The sequence below is a fragment of the Shouchella phoenicis genome (assembly GCF_047238345.1).
Taxonomy (GTDB): domain Bacteria; phylum Bacillota; class Bacilli; order Bacillales; family Bacillaceae_D; genus Shouchella.
The window spans coordinates 2,719,977-2,735,548 of the sequence record NZ_JBDFMQ010000001.1 but is presented as its reverse complement, the minus strand read 5'-3'; the positions used below and the strand labels follow the sequence as shown (position 1 = coordinate 2,735,548).

Here is a 15,572-nt window from a genome sequence, read left to right as displayed (position 1 = left end):
ATGAAGGTTGGCGTGATTGCAGACGATTTAACAGGCGCCAATGCATCAGGTGTCAAGCTAGTGAAACAAGGTTTTCAGGCAACAACCATTGTTCATAGTGCAAGCTTACCAGAAAATAGTTATGTAGATGCCGTTGTGATGGATACCGATAGCCGATATATTGACGAAGCTATTGCGAGCCAGCGTGTAGGACGAGCGATGAAGGAACTTCAAGCTTGGGGAGCTGATGTGTTTACGAAACGAATTGACAGTACATTTCGTGGAAATATTGGCGCTGAAATTGACGAAATGCTCTCGCATATGACTGAAGATGCAATTAGCATCGTGATGCCATCGTTTCCAGAGTCTGGGCGAACAATGGCAGGAGGTTATCTATTATTAGATGGGGTACCGTTGCAAGAAACATATGTCTCAAAAGATCCGATTGCTCCAATAACGGAATCGTTTATTCCCGATTTACTAGCAGAAAAGACAAGGCACCCTGTTGGATTTGTTTCATTAAGTACAGTAATGAAAACGGAATCAGCAATTGAAACGGCCATTCAAAAAGAAATCAGTCAAGGCAATCGCATCATCATTGTTGACGCGATGACAACGGAACAAATTGAAAAAGTAGCGCTCGCATTAACAATGCTTCAGAGACAAATCCTTTGTGCAGATCCGGGACCATTAACAGCAAATTATGCCCGCGCTTTGTTACAGCAAGAGAACCAAAACGGCACGATTCTCGTATCGGTTGGAAGTGCAACGAGTTTAACAGGAGAACAGCTTACTTATCTAATCGAAAAAACAGCCTCAACCCCTGTTTATGTCGATCCAGCGATGTTGGCTAGTTACAGCAGTACGTGGGATAAAGAAGTGGAACGCGCGACAGGAGCTGCCCTAGAACAAGCAAAGGTAGATCGTGTTCTTATTGTGACCACACATAAAAGCGGTCAAAAACTCGTCCCATTGAAAGCCAAAGCTGAGCAAGAAGGCAAAAGTCAAGATGCGCTGGCAAAGCGAATTACAGATGGACTTGCCACAATTAGCCGAAAGTTATTAACACAAGAGCAGTTAACATTTGCGGGTTGTTTTACAAGTGGAGGCGATGTTACCGCTTCTGTCTGTGCTTTAGGAAGAGCGAACGGAATCGCCCTTAAAGATGAAGTCATGCCGCTTGCAGCGTATGGAACTTTTGATGGCGGGTACTTTGATGGACTACCTGTTGTAACAAAAGGTGGACTGATCGGAGATAAAAAAGCCATCTATGAATGTGTGAAATTTATTGATCAAGCAGCGACAAAAATTGGAGGATGATGAATGATGAAACCAGTAATTGCAATTACAATGGGGGATCCAGCAGGGATTGGACCAGAAATTACACTAGGGTCATTAAATAAACAAGAGATTTACGATGTGTGTACGCCGGTTGTAATCGGAAATGCACGAGTGTTGGAAAGCTTGTTTTCTGTAAAAGAAGTAGACTTCAAGATTAACAAAATTGAAAAAGCAAGTGAAGCAAAAGGTGAATTTGGTACAATTGATTTAATAGATTTTCCGGATTTACCAGAATATGAATTTGGTCAAGTGAACGGAAAAAATGGAGAAGCTGCTTTTATCTACATCAAACATGCGGCAGAGCTTTGTCGAGCAAATGAAGCGCAAGCAATGGCGACAGCGCCGATTAACAAAGAATCATTAAAAGCAGGCAACGTTCCTTACATTGGTCATACGGAAATGCTCGCCGGTATTGCCAATATCGATGATCCATTAACCATGTTTGAAGTACGTAATATGCGGATCTTTTTCTTAACAAGACATTTATCGTTAAAAGATGCGATTGGTCAAATGACAAAAGAGCGTGTGCATGATTATTTAGTTCGCTGTGATGCAGCTCTACAAAAGCTAGGGGTAGAAAAGCGAACGTTTGCAGTTGCAGGTTTAAACCCACATAGTGGAGAGAATGGTTTATTCGGAACAGAGGAAATGGACGAAATTAAGCCTGGCATTGAACTCGCAAAAGAGAGCGGGATTGATGCAGTCGGACCAGTTCCAGCAGACTCCGTCTTCTTCCAAGCGTTAAATGGACGCTATGATGCGGTTTTATCCTTATATCATGATCAAGGACACATCGCAGCAAAAATGACAGATTTTCACCGCACGATTTCCATTACAAATGGATTACCATTTTTACGTACGTCCGTTGATCACGGTACGGCGTTTGATATTGCTGGCCAAGGGATTGCAAGCTCCGTCTCAATGGAAGAGTCCATTAAGTTAGCAGCTAAGTACGCACCACATTTTGCAGGAAAAGAATAAAGCACTTATGGAGGGCTGTTAATCAGTCCTTCACTCTTTATTAACGATTAAAGCGCTTACGCGTTTAGGGGGATAGGGTTATGGACGTATCTGGTACGCAAATGATACTCGGACTTGCAATTGCAATTGTTGTGTTAATTTTCTTAGTCGTAAAAACAAAGGTTCACGTGTTCTTAGCATTAATTATTGCTGCATCTATTACAGGTTTAGTGGGAGGAATGACGCCAACAGCGGTCGTTGATGCAATCACAGAAGGGTTTGGTAATACGTTAGGATCCATTGCCATTGTCATCGGTTTTGGTGTGATGATGGGCCGAATTCTTGAAGTCTCAGGGGCGGCTGAACGACTCGCTTATACAGTCGTGAAGTGGTTAGGAAAACGAAAAGAAGAGTGGGCGATGGCGGTCACTGGTTATATTGTGTCGATTCCCATTTTTGTTGATTCCGCCTTTATTATTTTAAGCCCATTGGCGAAAGCGTTATCAAAGAAAACTGGCCGTTCCATTGTTACACTCGCCATCGCTTTAGCCGGTGGTGCGGTTGTCATTCATAGTGCGGTGCCACCAACACCAGGTCCGCTAGGTGTAGCTGGAATTTTTGGCATAGATATTGGTTGGATGATTATTTCAGGGATGTTGTTTGGGATTCCCATTGTTATCTCTATGGTGTTATACGCGAAATGGCTTGGGAAGCGAATTTATCAGTTACCAAGTGACGATGGACTTGACTGGATTCGCCCTGAAAAAGAAGTAACAATTGAAGAGTGGATGGAAGAAAAAGAAAACAAAGACTTGCCTTCACTTCTACGCTCGGCTTTACCAATTTTTGTCCCGGTGTTCTTAATCTTCTTAAATACGACGACCTCAGCGATGGAATTGTCTGGTATGTGGGTAGAATACGTGCAATTTTTTGGGGCTCCAATAATCGCAGTAGGTATCGGGGTACTACTAGCAATTTATGGATTATTCGGACATGTTCGACGTTCAGAAGCACTTGATCGAATGGAAGAAGGAATTAAACAAGCAGGTATTGTGTTACTTGTTACCGGTGCAGGTGGGGCATTAGGATTTGTTCTTCGTGCAACGGGCGTTGGCGACCATATTGCAGAAATTGTCGTAAATACGGGAATTCCCGCGATTTTATTACCGTTTGTTGTTGCAACGCTTGTTCGATTCATTCAAGGAAGTGGAACGGTGGCCATGATTACAGCCGCGTCCATTACAGCACCAATTTTGTCGGGTATGGACGTAAATATGGTGTTAGCAGCTCAGGCAGCGGCACTTGGTTCTCTGTTTTTCTCTTATTTTAACGATAGTCTATTCTGGGTCGTGAACCGAACAATTGGCATTAAACAAGCCAAAGAGCAGATTCTTGTGTGGTCTGTTCCGACAACGATTGCATGGTTTGTGTCATTAATTATGCTAATTATTGCAGACTTTTTCTTTTAAAATTTTGCTCACATTCAAGCATGGATGTGAGCTTCTTCTATTTTCTCCGCTTGCATAAATATCTCACCCCTCTGGAATGATAAGGGCAGATTGCGAGGTGAGAGAATTGAGATCTGTGACGATGTTGCAACTGTTCCCGTTAATTTTACTATCAAGTGGACTAATGAATCATGTCATTATGATGCCAATCCTATTGCAGTTTGGTGAGAAAGATTCATGGGTTGGGGTTCTACTCTCATCTATTTTCCTTCTTATTTGGGTGCCAATCATTGTGTTTATTCATAAACGAACAAAGCAAGAGCACATTGTTGATTTTGTTGGAGCGCGCTCATCAACTGTTAGTACGTATCTATTTGGAATACTGATGTTTATCTATTTAACCGTTTTTAGCTATACCACTCTATATTCAACAATTAGTTGGACGACAAGTACATATTTAAAACTAACCCCGAATCCTGTCTTGGCTCTACCGTACTTAATCTTGTGTGGATTTGCCGCTTATTATGGTATCCGAACCATCGCTTTTACAGCTGGGATCTTGTTACCAATCGTTGTTTCTTTTGGTTTTCTAGTCGGAATTGGCAATATGAAAGAAAAAGATTATACCTTGTTGTTGCCAATATTTGAGAATGGATCAACTTCCGCTCTTCTAAGTGCATTACTTGTGATATGTGGATTTGCTGAACTGGTCTTTTTGCTATTTATTCAACATCATGCACGATCAAAATTAAAGAAATCACATCTCTATATTCTTGCCTTCTTATTATTTGGGTTGGCCCTTGGACCATTGGTAGGAGCCATTACCATCTTCGGAATTGAAGAGGCGCAGCGTATGAAATATCCAGCCTTTTCACAATGGCGAATATTAGAGCTTGGTAAGTATTTAACAAGACTTGATTTCTTCTCTATTTTTCAGTGGTTAGCTGGTGCTTTCACAAGACAAGCTCTGGGTCTTTATGTAGCAGCTGATTTGTTAGGCAAGCAAACCCCTAAATCTCGATTCATTACGATTTTTGTGTTGTGCGGTTTATTGTGGCTATCGTTGTTCATTCCTCTTGATGAACCGAATTTTTCGATTTACTTAAGTCGTTTTTACATGCCGTTCTCGTTTGTCTTTACGTGCTGTGTGATGCTATGGCTTTGGATTGTCAGTTTCAAGAAAGTGAAAAAACCGAAGAAAAGGAGGAATCAAGATGGGGCATCGTTCTAAGTTTTCGATTGAAGCGATTAAAAAGCAACTAGAAAGTAGCGACGATGTCATTATCGAGTCGCTTACTTTTCAAGAAGAGCCTAATTATGCTGTTGAATTGATTTATTGCCATTCAATTGTAGATGTAAAAACGCTAAAAACCGAAACCATCCCTGCGATGTACACTATTTTCAGCCAAGTAAATGAAGATTTTCTTCATCATGTCACAACAATCAATCAGCTTCAAGCATTTCCCGTTCCAAAAGAAACATCTGAAGAAGACGTGATTAAGGATGTCTTCTCAGGCTTTGTTTTCATGTATGACCAACAAAACAATACGGTTGTGAAGATCGAACTGCCGAAGTTTCCGAAGAGACAACCGGAAGAATCGAATACGGAAATTTCTTTTCGGGGCCCTCGAGATGGGTTCACAGAAGATGTAGAAGAAAACATTGCTCTTGTTCGGAAACGTCTCAGAACGAGTGCTCTAGTGAATGAATCTTACACAGTTGGCAAACGAGGTCAAGTTCAGCTAACGTTACTTTATATGAAAGATATTGCTCGTGAAGAAGTATTAAAGGATGTACGCGATCAAATTTTAGCCATTGATACAGATTCGGTTTTGAGTTTAGCAGAAGTAGAAGAACGATTAACAAATACAAAATTTACGTTCTTTCCACTGACTGTGTTCTCCAGTCGTCCTGATTTCGTCTCCGCTTGTTTAGAAAACGGTCGGTTTGCAGTATTAATTGATGGTTCGCCAGGAGCCGTCATTGCGCCAGTAAATTTAATGTTTGTTTTAAAAACGGCTGAGGATCTCCACAACTCCTTTCTGTTTGTTGCCTTCCAACGTTTATTGCGGATAACAGGACTAATTTTGGCATTGTTTTTACCTGGATTGTGGATTGCGCTAAACACGTTTCATGTTGATCAACTCCCATTACCTTTTCTAGCCACAATCTACGTTTCACGCCTTGGTTTACCATTATCGTCAACGCTTGAAATATTTTTAATGATTGTGTTGTTTGAGTTGTTTAGGGAGGCTGGGACGACGTTACCGAAGTCTGTTGGCCAAACGTTGGCTGTTGTTGGGGGGTTAATTATTGGAGATGCGGCAATTCGAGCTGGTTTAACATCGCCAACGATGCTCGTTGTGGTTGGGTTAACGGTTGTTTCCACATTTGCAATTACAAGTCAAGTGTTGTCAGGAACTGTATCCATTATTCGCATTTATGTCTTAATCTTATCGGCCTTTCTGGGAATGTTTGGATTCTGTATTGCGGTCATTTCTATTATTGTCTATCTAGCGAGCTTAGAATCCTTCAGTCTGCCTTATCTTTCTCCCATTTCTCCGTTTAATAAAAAAGATTTTCTTTCGGCTGTCGTTGTTAAACCATGGGAATGGCGTAAACGTAGACCTGCGACGTTAAAAACAGTGGACTCAACGAGGAGGCGATCTCGTTGAAGAAAGGTTTTTTCCTAGTCCTGTTGCTATTCTCTATAAGTATAAGCGGATGCTGGGACGCAACTGATTTGCAAGATGTGCAGTATATAACGGCACTTGGCGTTGATTTTGATGAGGACAACGAAGAATATGTCATTTATGCACAATCAATTGATTTTGGTCAATTATCCGTAAATCAAGAAGGAACAAGTCAAGCTGAATCTGGTGCATGGGTTGCAAAAGCGCGGGGCGAGACAATTTTAATGGCTTTAGAAAACTTTAGTTCTCGGTCAAATCAGATGCTTCACTGGGGGCATGTTACAGTCATTGTTTATAGCATGAATGCGTTGGAGCATGAAGAAATCATTGAGATTAACGAGGGCTTGTATCGGTTTCAACAGGTTCGGACTACACCTTGGGTCTTTGGAACAACAGAGAGCTTGGAAGAATTATTACTTGTCACAAATATGTTTGGGGATACCGTTCACACTGTATTGTTTAATCCAGATTCGGTTTATAAAGAACGATCCTTTGTTGAACCAATTACGCTCCATCAGTTAATGCGCACATATGCAGAGAAAGGGCGATCGGTTGTTTTACCGAAAATTGATATTAGTAAAAAAGAGTTAAAAGATAACAACGGCAAGAAAAAAGATGCGGTGCATTCGAATGGAGCCGTCCTTTTAAAAGGAGGGAAAGCACCAACAACGTTTTCAGACTTGCAACTTGCTGGTATACGCTGGCTTGATTATCATACCGAAAACACGCCGCTGCAAATTGAAGAAGACGGAAAAACCATTGCGGCATTAAATATTATCCGACCAAAGAACGTGATTCAATCAGAAGTTAATAATGGCGAAGTGTTTTTTGATATTGATCTTGACATACACGCGTCTTTATTAGACTTTCCACCTGATGAAACGTTAGGGGCTTCTCGAACAATTGACGAAATTTTGGAGCTAATGAAGGAAATGATTGAAAAGCAAATTCGGGATACGTATGAACTAGGATTAGAGCATGGGAAAGATGTGTATAGTCTTGAGAATCATTTTTATCGTAGTAATGTTCGCGCATATAACAAATTGAACCAATCCATTCAATTAACAAAAGAATCACTGCGAACCATTACGATCCACCCGGTAATTGAACACACAGGAGAGTATGAATTTTATCGCGATCGTGTTCCAAAGTCGAGACAAGAACAATAGTGAGATAGGGAGAATGAAAAAGGTTCGGATCGGTTCAGGGGACTACGCTATTTTAGAGAAAAAAGACGAACCATCCTACAAAGGATTGCTCGTCTTTTCTACTATATGGAACCAAGCTTATTTTTGTAAAAAGCTCTCTGTTAATGGTGGCACAACTTGTTTCTTTCTTGAAACAACACCAGGCAATGGAGCAACATGCTGATCAAGTGTAGTTTGGAAAGCTTGTTCAAAAACCGCTGTATCTTTTCCGATCGTTATGGCGGTGGAGTTGTTTTCAAGAATGTCTGTGATAATTAAGACATACAAGTCCAATTGTTTGGAATCAATGACAGCTTGGATTTCTTTCTCAAGTTCGCTCTTTCTAGACAAAATGTCGTTAATGTCTACCGTGTTGACTTGAGCAATCTCCACAGCATAATCGTTCATTGAGAATTCCTTTGCGTCAATAGACAATAGCTCTTTTGACGTTTTGCTTGAAACATCTGCACCTGCTTTTAACATCGCGAGTCCGTATGTTTTGGCATCAATATCAGCTAGTTGTTCAAGTTCTTTGGCTACTGCAATGTCTTCATCTGTACATGTAGGTGATTTAAAAAGTAAAGAATCAGAAATAATAGCAGAAAGCATAAGACCCGCAATTTTTTTAGGAATTGTTAGGTTCTTTTCTTGATACATTTTATAAATAATCGTTGCTGTACAACCAACAGGTTCTGCACGATAATAAACAGGATCGGCTGTCTCGAAATTTGCGATACGGTGATGGTCAATGACCTCACGTACATGAACGTCATCAATATCGTCCACACTTTGTTGACGCTCGTTATGGTCGACTAAAATGACGTCTTTTGTTTCGTTTGAAGCAGATGTAATATAACGAGGAGCTTCGACCCCAAATGTTTCTAATGCGTGAGCGGTTTCCCCACTTACATCACCTAACCGAACAGCCTCGACTTGAAAACCGAGCTGCGTTTTTAAGTCTGCATAGGCAATCGCAGAACAAATTGTATCCGTGTCTGGGTTTTTGTGACCAAAGATTAATAGGTTCGACATGAAATTTGACTCCTTTTATACAAAATTACGATCAATAGTATCATATCATGTTCACTAGGGAAAGGTTAAGTCAAGCCTAGTTGTTCACAATGACAAAAAATCAGATTTGTTTCTGATATACTTTGCATTACGAATTAAAAAGCGTATAATAGAAGAGATGTGAACAGGACAAGTGTTGTTCAAGATTTAGCCATAACTTCTTGACAGGGAGACGACAGATTTGTCAGATGCTTCTCAAGCTCACACTTTATGATAAACTATAGCTATTCATTAACGAATTATACTAACAGATGGGGGGGAAGAGAGGATTGCGGTCGATAAAAATAGAAAAGAAACCCTCTCTTGCTGCGCCTAAGCAGGCATTCTCACAAGTATTATCAGAAACATTAAAGACAGGGATTATTAAATCAAACTTATTAGCAATGGTTGCTGGGTTAAGTTTAGCTCTGTATGTAAGTGGTACGTCTATAAATGAGCGTTTTTCGGAAATTCTTTTTGCTGTGATTGGGTCTGCACTAGTCATTGGAGCTGCAGGTGCTTTTAATAACTTGTATGATCGAGATATTGATGCCATTATGGATCGGACAAAAAATAGACCGACTGTTACGGGCAGAATGCAGCCGTTAAATGCACTTATTCTAGGGATTTCCTTGTCGTTACTTGGAATTCTATTATTGTTCCTTGCGACGCCGATGGCTGCCTTGTTTGGATTTTTAGGTCTGTTTTTGTATGTTGTTCCTTATACAATGTGGTCAAAAAGACGAACGATATACAATACGGAGATTGGTAGTATTAGTGGAGCACTTCCTCCTTTAATTGGATGGGCAGCGATTTCACCAGAATTGTATCATCCTGCTATTCTAGGCCTTTTTGTGGTTATGGTCATTTGGCAAATGCCGCATTTTTATGCGATTGCCATTCGAAGACACGATGAGTATAAGGCAGCGAGCGTGCCGATGTTACCTGTTGTAAAAGGGTTCAAGCGCACTTACATTCAAACAAATGTATACCTAGTTGCGTTAATTGCTGCAAGCTTTTTATTTGTGTCAGTAAGTTGGATTATTACCATCGTTGCTTTCCTACTGGCAACGGCATGGCTAGTTGTAAGTGTTGTTGGTCATAAGCGAATGGAACCAAAGAAATGGGCAACACTTATGTTTGTCTTCTCTTTAAATCATCTTGTACTTTTATTTGCTGTTATAATTGGCTATTCGATGTTAGCGCCATTGTTTTAATGTTGAGAGGTGCCTTGTGATTATGAACAAGGCACCTTTTCATCTATACATATAAAAAAGAAGGATCATGTTAGGGTGATTTTAATGGAAGAAACAAGTTGGATTGTAATCGTTATCCCTATTCTTATTGCCTTGTTTATGGGGAGTGCCGCTCTTGTGATTCGAATGAGAGCTTCCAAGCGACCAACATCTGCAAAGTTAATTATTATTCCTCCATTAGCGATGTCTACAGGTGCGTTAATGTTTTTATATGAGCCGACGAGACCTCCGTTTTTTTATGTCATGGAAGCCATTGTTGCAGGTTTGCTGTTTTCGCTTATTTTAATCTACACGTCTAAATTTGAGGTTCGTGATGGAGAAATCTATTTAAAGCGTTCTAAAGCATTTGCATACATTCTTGTCGGTTTACTCGTTGTGCGCATTATTTTACGATTACTAGTTGGACAAGACATTAATCCAGCAGAATTGTCTGGGATGTTCTTTATTTTAGCGTTTGCCATGCTTTTACCATGGAGAATTGCCATGCTCATTCGCTATATGAAGTTGAAACAAGGATTAAATCACTACACGACTTCATAACGTTCGCATTTCGTAAAGGGACAAGTTATACTGAGAGGAGAGAAATTTTGGAAAGGAGGATGAAAAAAGATGGATTTTTTTACTGAGTATTATAATATTTTCCGCGGAACACATGAAGGCTCATGGGCTTTTCTTGTTATCTTATTTATTGTAGCTTTTATCTTATATAGAAGTAGAAAGATGAAAGCAGCAACAATCCTACATATGATCACAAGACTATTTTACCTGTTCATGCTTGTTTCGGGCATAGGGATGTTAATTGCCCTTAACTTTGAACTTTTCTATGTCGTTAAAGGCCTTTTAGCTATTCTCGTTATTGGTTTTATGGAGATGGCAGCAGGTAAGGCAAAACGAAATGAAAATAGTCTTGGATCGCTTTTCATTGTTCTTGTACTCGTGTTAATTGTTGTACTAATGGGCTTTCGGGTCATTAGTTTCTAAGACGTTTGTACAATACTGTAACAAGCACGCTTGACGACGACACCATTAGGAATCGTAATTGCTTAAACACTTTGAGTGTTTCGTTTAAAAGTAGAGGAGTCCCTACTAACGAAGCAGATTTACTAAGCTGTGATTCTGTTTCAGGCATGGTGAAAAACGATCGTCAGCGTGCTTTTTTCTGTGGCTAGTATTTGTCGATTCTTTCTTTTCGCGTCGTTTTGAAGTGACCACATGCAATTGATTGCATTAGCAAGAAACTATTTCCTGGGAAAGGGGGATTAGATGATGGATGTTGATTTTTCTTATATGCTTGTTCTTTTTATTGGAGCCATTATTCCACTGGTAGAATATATGTTAGCCGTCCCAGTTGGCGTGATTTTAATGGGAGAGCCTGTTGTACCAGTCGTCGTTGTAGCAATTATTGGAAATATATTAGGGGTTATTGGAATTGTATTATTAGGTGATAAAATTCGAGCACTTATACTTCGTCGTAAAAAAGATACTGAAGAGAATAGACCAAATCGAAGAAAAGAAAAGACACAAAAATATTTAGAGAAATATGGAATGCCCGGTGTTGGAATTCTAGGTTCTTTTCTATTGAGCAGTCATTTGTCTGCGGCAACAGCGGTTGCTCTTGGTGTTCCAAAAGGATTAGCCATCTTTTGGACCGTTATTGGTGTTATGATTTGGGCAATTGTATTCGGTATCGTATCTGTATATGCAAGTCATTGGTTTGAACCTTTCTTAGGGCCTCAAGCAATGAAAGAGTAGCTTAATAGTTAAGCTACTCTTTCATATGGTCAGAATAGAATCCTTTTATTTCTTCCTCGCTTAGTTCGAATAAGTGTCGATCATTTAATTTATAAATTCCACGTTTTATGAGTTCATCAATTAGTTGGTCAATCGTATTCGTTTGATCTTCTGGCATTATGATCACTCCCGCTTTTATTATTCCACCAAAGTAAAAAACGAAACCAGTTCTTGGGAATTATTTCAACTTTAGTTGAGATGTGATAAAAAACGACAAAAAGGGTATAAGGAAATGTGTTGAATCATTTTGTATACATGAAACGTACTAACCTATAAGGAGTCTGTTGTGAAAACGATTCAAAAATCCCCTCTTCTCTCAAGTGCTGTTTTTCTCGTATTGTTTTTTTGTATCTTTTTGTCTTTTCGTACGAATGTGGTCACGTTTATTGATTATAGAACGTTAGAGTGGTTTCAAGACATCCGTACCGATTTTATTTATACGATTATGGATGGATTTGCATTTATTGGTTCCACAAATGTTGTTGTAATCCTTACAATAGCAGTAATTGTCATATTGGTGCTCACACGCTCGTCGTGGCTAGATATTTTCTATACGGCGATCGTCATGAGTATGACAGGCATACTAAACACGGTTGCCAAATATAGCATTGCCCGTATACGCCCTGAGGATTTTATGATGGTCGATTTATCCTCGTATAGTTTTCCGAGTGGTCATACGATGGGAGCGGCTTCCTTTTATAGCGTACTAGTATTTCTCATTTGGAAAAGAACCGATCATCGACCGACTCGAGTCATTATGGTGACATTTTCAGCAGTTATGATTTTACTTATGGGCGCATCAAGAGTGTTTCTAGGGGTTCATTACCCAACGGATGTTCTTGGCGGCTTCTTTCTGAGCGGGGCCATTTTAACGTTTTTTTATTGGTTGTTATACAATCGAACGCCTGGAAAGATGTAAGACAAACGAAATAGAACAATAGGAAAAACATATGAGTCAATACTCATATGTTTTTTGATGATAATGAGATTCTTTCTCATTTATCCTTGACTCTTTCTCAATAAATGGTAGAATAATAATTGTAATTGATAATGAGTATCATTATTGGAAGAGAAGGAGGCAAATACATGGTTTAATCATGTAAAGTATGTATGAAAATAAAGATTTTATTGCCGATTCTCATTGTGTTATCGATTAGTTCACTTTTTATTGGTGCCCATGAAATTTCACCACTTGATCTTTTTCGTTTAACGGATGAAGAAGTCCAGACTATTTTAATTAATCGAGTGCCAAGACTTTTGAGCATTCTCATTGTAGGCGTTAGTTTAAGTGTATGTGGATTAATTATGCAGCAGCTAACGCAAAATAAATTTGTCTCGCCAACAACAGCAGGAACGATGGACTGGGCGCGCTTAGGCATTTTAGTTGCGATGCTCGTTTTTTCATCAGCAAGCACGATGGAGCGTATGCTCGTTGCCTTTGCTTTTGCTTTAGGTGGAACGCTTTTATTTATGAAAATTTTAGAGCGCATTCGCTTTAAAAATGTCATCTTTGTCCCACTAGTTGGCTTAATGCTTGGAAGTGTTGTGAATTCTATTACAACGTTTATTGCATACCAAAATGATTTAATTCAATCACTATCCTCTTGGATGCAGGGAAACTTTGCTCTAATCATAAGAGGAAATTATGAACTACTTTACATAGGCATTCCTTTAGTATTTATTGCGTTTCTCTTTGCAAATCGATTTACGGTTGCAGGCTTAGGGAAAGATTTCTCTACAAATTTAGGAATGAATTATAATCGCATTATGAATATTGGCTTATTAATTGTAGCTATGGTAACAGCAACGGTTGTTGTTACAATCGGTTCTGTCCCTTTTTTAGGACTCATCATACCAAATATCGTCTCGATTATGCGTGGAGATAATTTAAAGAATAGTTTACCGCACACAGCATTATTTGGAGCCATTTTCTTACTGGCGTGCGATATACTAGGCCGAATTCTCATTTATCCATATGAAATACCAATTGGATTAATGGTTGGCGTCATTGGGAGCGCAATTTTCCTTTATTTGCTCTTAAGGAGGCCAAAACATGCAAGCTAAATGGATTTACATTGGCTTCGGCACAGGCGCAATTGTGTTAATTTTAACGTTCTTATTCGCTGGTATTTCACCTGGTGTCTGGGATTATGCATTACCTAGAAGAGCGAGAAGCGTCTTAGCCATTATCATTGTCGGTGCCGTCATTGCGTTCTCGACGCTTGTGTTTCAAACGATTACGAACAACCGAATCTTAACGCCAAGCATTATTGGGTTGGATTCACTCTATGTGTTGATTCAGACTGTGCTTGTTTTTATTTTTGGAACAGCAGGGATTGTAGCAGTTAGCCGCTATGCCAATTACGGGTTATCCATTGTATTTATGGTATTATTTGCGCTTTTACTTTACGTCATGTTATTTAGGCGTGAGCAGCAAAATTTATACTTTTTGCTCCTTGTAGGAATTGTTTTCGGAACGCTGTTTTCAAGTTTATCGACCTTTATGCAGGTCGTTATTGATCCAAATGATTTCTTAACGATTCAAAATCGAATGTTTGCAAGCTTTAGCAATATCCATGTGGATCTATTATGGATTTCAATGCTCTTAATTGTGCTAACAATTTTATACATATGGCCTTACTTAAAGTATTTAGATGCGATTTCACTCGGTAGAGATCAAGCCATTAATTTAGGTGTCCCGTATGATAAAGCGATACGAAAGTTTTTAATTATGATTGCGATTTTTGTTTCAATCTCGACGGCGCTTGTGGGTCCAATCTTATTTCTTGGACTACTCGTTGTAAACGTTGCCAGAGAGATGTTGCCGACTTATCGACATACACATATGGCAGCTGTAAGTGCTCTTGTAAGCATTATTGCACTTATAGGTGGGACCTTGTTAGTAGAAAGAGTCTTTTCTTACTCTGCACCACTCAGCGTATTTATTAATTTTGTCGGCGGAATTTACTTCATTTACTTATTATTAAGGGGGACGAAAACGACATGACAACAGCATTAGTTGATCGAGAGATACGGATTGATCGGAAAACGTTACCGGTAGCGATACAAGTAAAAGGGGTAAATAAATTTTTCGACGGAAAACAAGTACTGAATGATGTAAGTGTTGATGTGAAAAAAGGAACGATTACGTCATTCATTGGGCCAAACGGTGCCGGAAAAAGTACGCTCATTTCGTTAATGAGCCGAATTGCTAAAAAAGATGGCGGAGAAGTATTGATTGATGGGAAAGAAATTGATTCCTATAAGAGTAAAGATTTAGCGAAAAAAATATCCATTTTGAAACAGGCAAACAATATTAATATCCGACTAACAATTCGTGAGCTCGTTAGCTTTGGACGGTTCCCTTATTCGCAAAATCGATTGACAAAAGAAGACTGGACGTTTGTAGAAGACGCAATTGATTTTATGTCACTTAGAGACATCCAAGACAAATATTTGGATCAATTAAGTGGAGGACAGCGTCAACGTGCTTATATCGCAATGGTTCTCGCTCAAGATACGGACTATATTATACTCGATGAACCATTGAACAATTTAGATATGAAGCACTCTGTTTCCATTATGAAAACATTACGTCGGTTAGTGGACGAACGAAACAAGACGATTCTCATTGTTGTACACGATATTAATTTTGCTTCTTGTTATTCAGATAATATCGTTGCAATGAAACATGGCGAAATTATTGAAGAAGGTCATTGCCACGATATAATTAACCCAGACACATTGCGTAATATTTATGACATGGAGATTGCCATACAGGAAGTGAACTGTAACAAAATCTGTGTGTACTTTAATTAATTTAATAACTGTATGGAAAGGAGGTGAGTTGAAGAGCAACTTTCATAC

Annotated in this window: 16 protein-coding genes; 14 read left to right on the top strand and 2 right to left on the bottom strand. The window is 39.3% G+C overall.

All coding sequences use genetic code 11. The annotated features are described in order from the left end of the window. From ABC361_RS14650 to ABC361_RS14625, 6 genes are all read left to right on the top strand, one after another. Complete coding sequence (locus tag ABC361_RS14650; protein WP_413074640.1) at nt 1-1,299, top strand: four-carbon acid sugar kinase family protein; 1,299 nt, start codon at nt 1-3, stop codon at nt 1,297-1,299. A 3-nt stretch (nt 1,300-1,302) separates the two neighbouring features. Further along, a complete protein-coding gene (gene pdxA / locus ABC361_RS14645) occupies nt 1,303-2,301 on the top strand; it encodes a 4-hydroxythreonine-4-phosphate dehydrogenase PdxA (protein WP_413074639.1) in 999 nt (332 codons plus the stop codon). 80 nt (nt 2,302-2,381) lie between these two features. After that, on the top strand, nt 2,382-3,749 hold the full coding sequence (locus ABC361_RS14640; RefSeq protein ID WP_413074638.1) for a GntP family permease: 1,368 nt from the start codon (nt 2,382-2,384) through the stop codon (nt 3,747-3,749). Between the two features lie 115 nt (nt 3,750-3,864). After that, nucleotides 3,865-4,959, top strand: coding sequence for an endospore germination permease (locus ABC361_RS14635; RefSeq protein WP_413075780.1), 1,095 nt, complete (start codon nt 3,865-3,867; stop codon nt 4,957-4,959). Beyond that, entirely contained in the window at nt 4,943-6,403 is a 1,461-nt protein-coding gene (locus ABC361_RS14630) for a spore germination protein (RefSeq protein WP_413074637.1), read from the top strand. The genes ABC361_RS14635 and ABC361_RS14630 overlap by 17 nt, the downstream gene beginning before the upstream one ends. Beyond that, nucleotides 6,400-7,590: a Ger(x)C family spore germination protein gene (locus tag ABC361_RS14625; protein ID WP_413074636.1), complete on the top strand. Its 1,191-nt coding sequence runs from the start codon at nt 6,400-6,402 to the stop codon at nt 7,588-7,590. Before ABC361_RS14630 ends, ABC361_RS14625 begins: the two co-directional genes overlap by 4 nt. A 117-nt stretch (nt 7,591-7,707) precedes the next feature. On the opposite strand, the gene ABC361_RS14620 is transcribed toward ABC361_RS14625, so the two are convergent. After that, a complete protein-coding gene (locus tag ABC361_RS14620; protein ID WP_413074635.1) occupies nt 7,708-8,640 on the bottom strand; it encodes a manganese-dependent inorganic pyrophosphatase in 933 nt (310 codons plus the stop codon). 308 nt (nt 8,641-8,948) lie between these two features. Here ABC361_RS14620 and cyoE point away from each other — a divergent pair, with 308 nt between their 5' ends. The 4 genes from cyoE to ABC361_RS14600 all read left to right on the top strand — a co-directional run bounded on the left by cyoE (nt 8,949) and on the right by ABC361_RS14600 (nt 11,666). Beyond that, nucleotides 8,949-9,875 carry a heme o synthase gene (gene cyoE, locus ABC361_RS14615; RefSeq protein WP_413074634.1) on the top strand — a complete coding sequence of 309 codons (927 nt, stop codon included), beginning with the start codon at nt 8,949-8,951 and terminating at the stop codon, nt 9,873-9,875. An 84-nt stretch (nt 9,876-9,959) separates the two neighbouring features. Further along, a complete protein-coding gene (locus tag ABC361_RS14610) occupies nt 9,960-10,454 on the top strand; it encodes a CcdC family protein (protein ID WP_099301590.1) in 495 nt (164 codons plus the stop codon). Nucleotides 10,455-10,523: 69 nt separating this feature from the next. Beyond that, nucleotides 10,524-10,895, top strand: a complete 372-nt coding sequence (locus tag ABC361_RS14605; RefSeq protein WP_413074633.1) for a DUF1516 family protein — start codon at nt 10,524-10,526, stop codon at nt 10,893-10,895. 282 nt (nt 10,896-11,177) lie between these two features. Beyond that, nucleotides 11,178-11,666, top strand: a complete 489-nt coding sequence (locus ABC361_RS14600) for a small multi-drug export protein (protein ID WP_413074632.1) — start codon at nt 11,178-11,180, stop codon at nt 11,664-11,666. A 13-nt stretch (nt 11,667-11,679) separates the two neighbouring features. Here the strand turns inward: ABC361_RS14600 and ABC361_RS14595 are convergent, their stop codons facing one another. Continuing rightward, on the bottom strand, nt 11,680-11,823 hold the full coding sequence (locus ABC361_RS14595; protein WP_413074631.1) for a Fur-regulated basic protein FbpA: 144 nt from the start codon (nt 11,821-11,823) through the stop codon (nt 11,680-11,682). Between the two features lie 168 nt (nt 11,824-11,991). Here ABC361_RS14595 and ABC361_RS14590 point away from each other — a divergent pair, with 168 nt between their 5' ends. From ABC361_RS14590 to ABC361_RS14575, 4 genes are all read left to right on the top strand, one after another. Further along, nucleotides 11,992-12,624 carry a phosphatase PAP2 family protein gene (locus tag ABC361_RS14590; protein ID WP_413074630.1) on the top strand — a complete coding sequence of 211 codons (633 nt, stop codon included), beginning with the start codon at nt 11,992-11,994 and terminating at the stop codon, nt 12,622-12,624. Nucleotides 12,625-12,815: 191 nt separating this feature from the next. Next, a complete protein-coding gene (locus tag ABC361_RS14585) occupies nt 12,816-13,769 on the top strand; it encodes an ABC transporter permease (protein WP_099301585.1) in 954 nt (317 codons plus the stop codon). Further along, on the top strand, nt 13,759-14,712 hold the full coding sequence (locus ABC361_RS14580; RefSeq protein ID WP_413074629.1) for an iron chelate uptake ABC transporter family permease subunit: 954 nt from the start codon (nt 13,759-13,761) through the stop codon (nt 14,710-14,712). Before ABC361_RS14585 ends, ABC361_RS14580 begins: the two co-directional genes overlap by 11 nt. Further along, nucleotides 14,709-15,524 carry an iron ABC transporter ATP-binding protein gene (locus ABC361_RS14575; protein ID WP_413074628.1) on the top strand — a complete coding sequence of 272 codons (816 nt, stop codon included), beginning with the start codon at nt 14,709-14,711 and terminating at the stop codon, nt 15,522-15,524. Before ABC361_RS14580 ends, ABC361_RS14575 begins: the two co-directional genes overlap by 4 nt. Nucleotides 15,525-15,572: the final 48 nt, after the last annotated feature.

What these genes read in the sequence shown, in the direction of transcription:
- ABC361_RS14575 (WP_413074628.1), top strand. Translation starts at nt 14,709, where the DNA reads ATGACAACAGCATTAGTTGATCGAGAGATACGGATTGATCGGAAAACG.
- ABC361_RS14595 (WP_413074631.1), bottom strand. Translation starts at nt 11,823, where the DNA reads ATGCCAGAAGATCAAACGAATACGATTGACCAACTAATTGATGAACTC.
- ABC361_RS14620 (WP_413074635.1), bottom strand. Translation starts at nt 8,640, where the DNA reads ATGTCGAACCTATTAATCTTTGGTCACAAAAACCCAGACACGGATACA.
- pdxA (WP_413074639.1), top strand. Translation starts at nt 1,303, where the DNA reads ATGATGAAACCAGTAATTGCAATTACAATGGGGGATCCAGCAGGGATT.
- ABC361_RS14610 (WP_099301590.1), top strand. Translation starts at nt 9,960, where the DNA reads ATGGAAGAAACAAGTTGGATTGTAATCGTTATCCCTATTCTTATTGCC.
- ABC361_RS14580 (WP_413074629.1), top strand. Translation starts at nt 13,759, where the DNA reads ATGCAAGCTAAATGGATTTACATTGGCTTCGGCACAGGCGCAATTGTG.
- ABC361_RS14605 (WP_413074633.1), top strand. Translation starts at nt 10,524, where the DNA reads ATGGATTTTTTTACTGAGTATTATAATATTTTCCGCGGAACACATGAA.
- ABC361_RS14585 (WP_099301585.1), top strand. Translation starts at nt 12,816, where the DNA reads ATGAAAATAAAGATTTTATTGCCGATTCTCATTGTGTTATCGATTAGT.
- ABC361_RS14630 (WP_413074637.1), top strand. Translation starts at nt 4,943, where the DNA reads ATGGGGCATCGTTCTAAGTTTTCGATTGAAGCGATTAAAAAGCAACTA.
- ABC361_RS14650 (WP_413074640.1), top strand. Translation starts at nt 1, where the DNA reads ATGAAGGTTGGCGTGATTGCAGACGATTTAACAGGCGCCAATGCATCA.
- ABC361_RS14640 (WP_413074638.1), top strand. Translation starts at nt 2,382, where the DNA reads ATGGACGTATCTGGTACGCAAATGATACTCGGACTTGCAATTGCAATT.
- ABC361_RS14600 (WP_413074632.1), top strand. Translation starts at nt 11,178, where the DNA reads ATGATGGATGTTGATTTTTCTTATATGCTTGTTCTTTTTATTGGAGCC.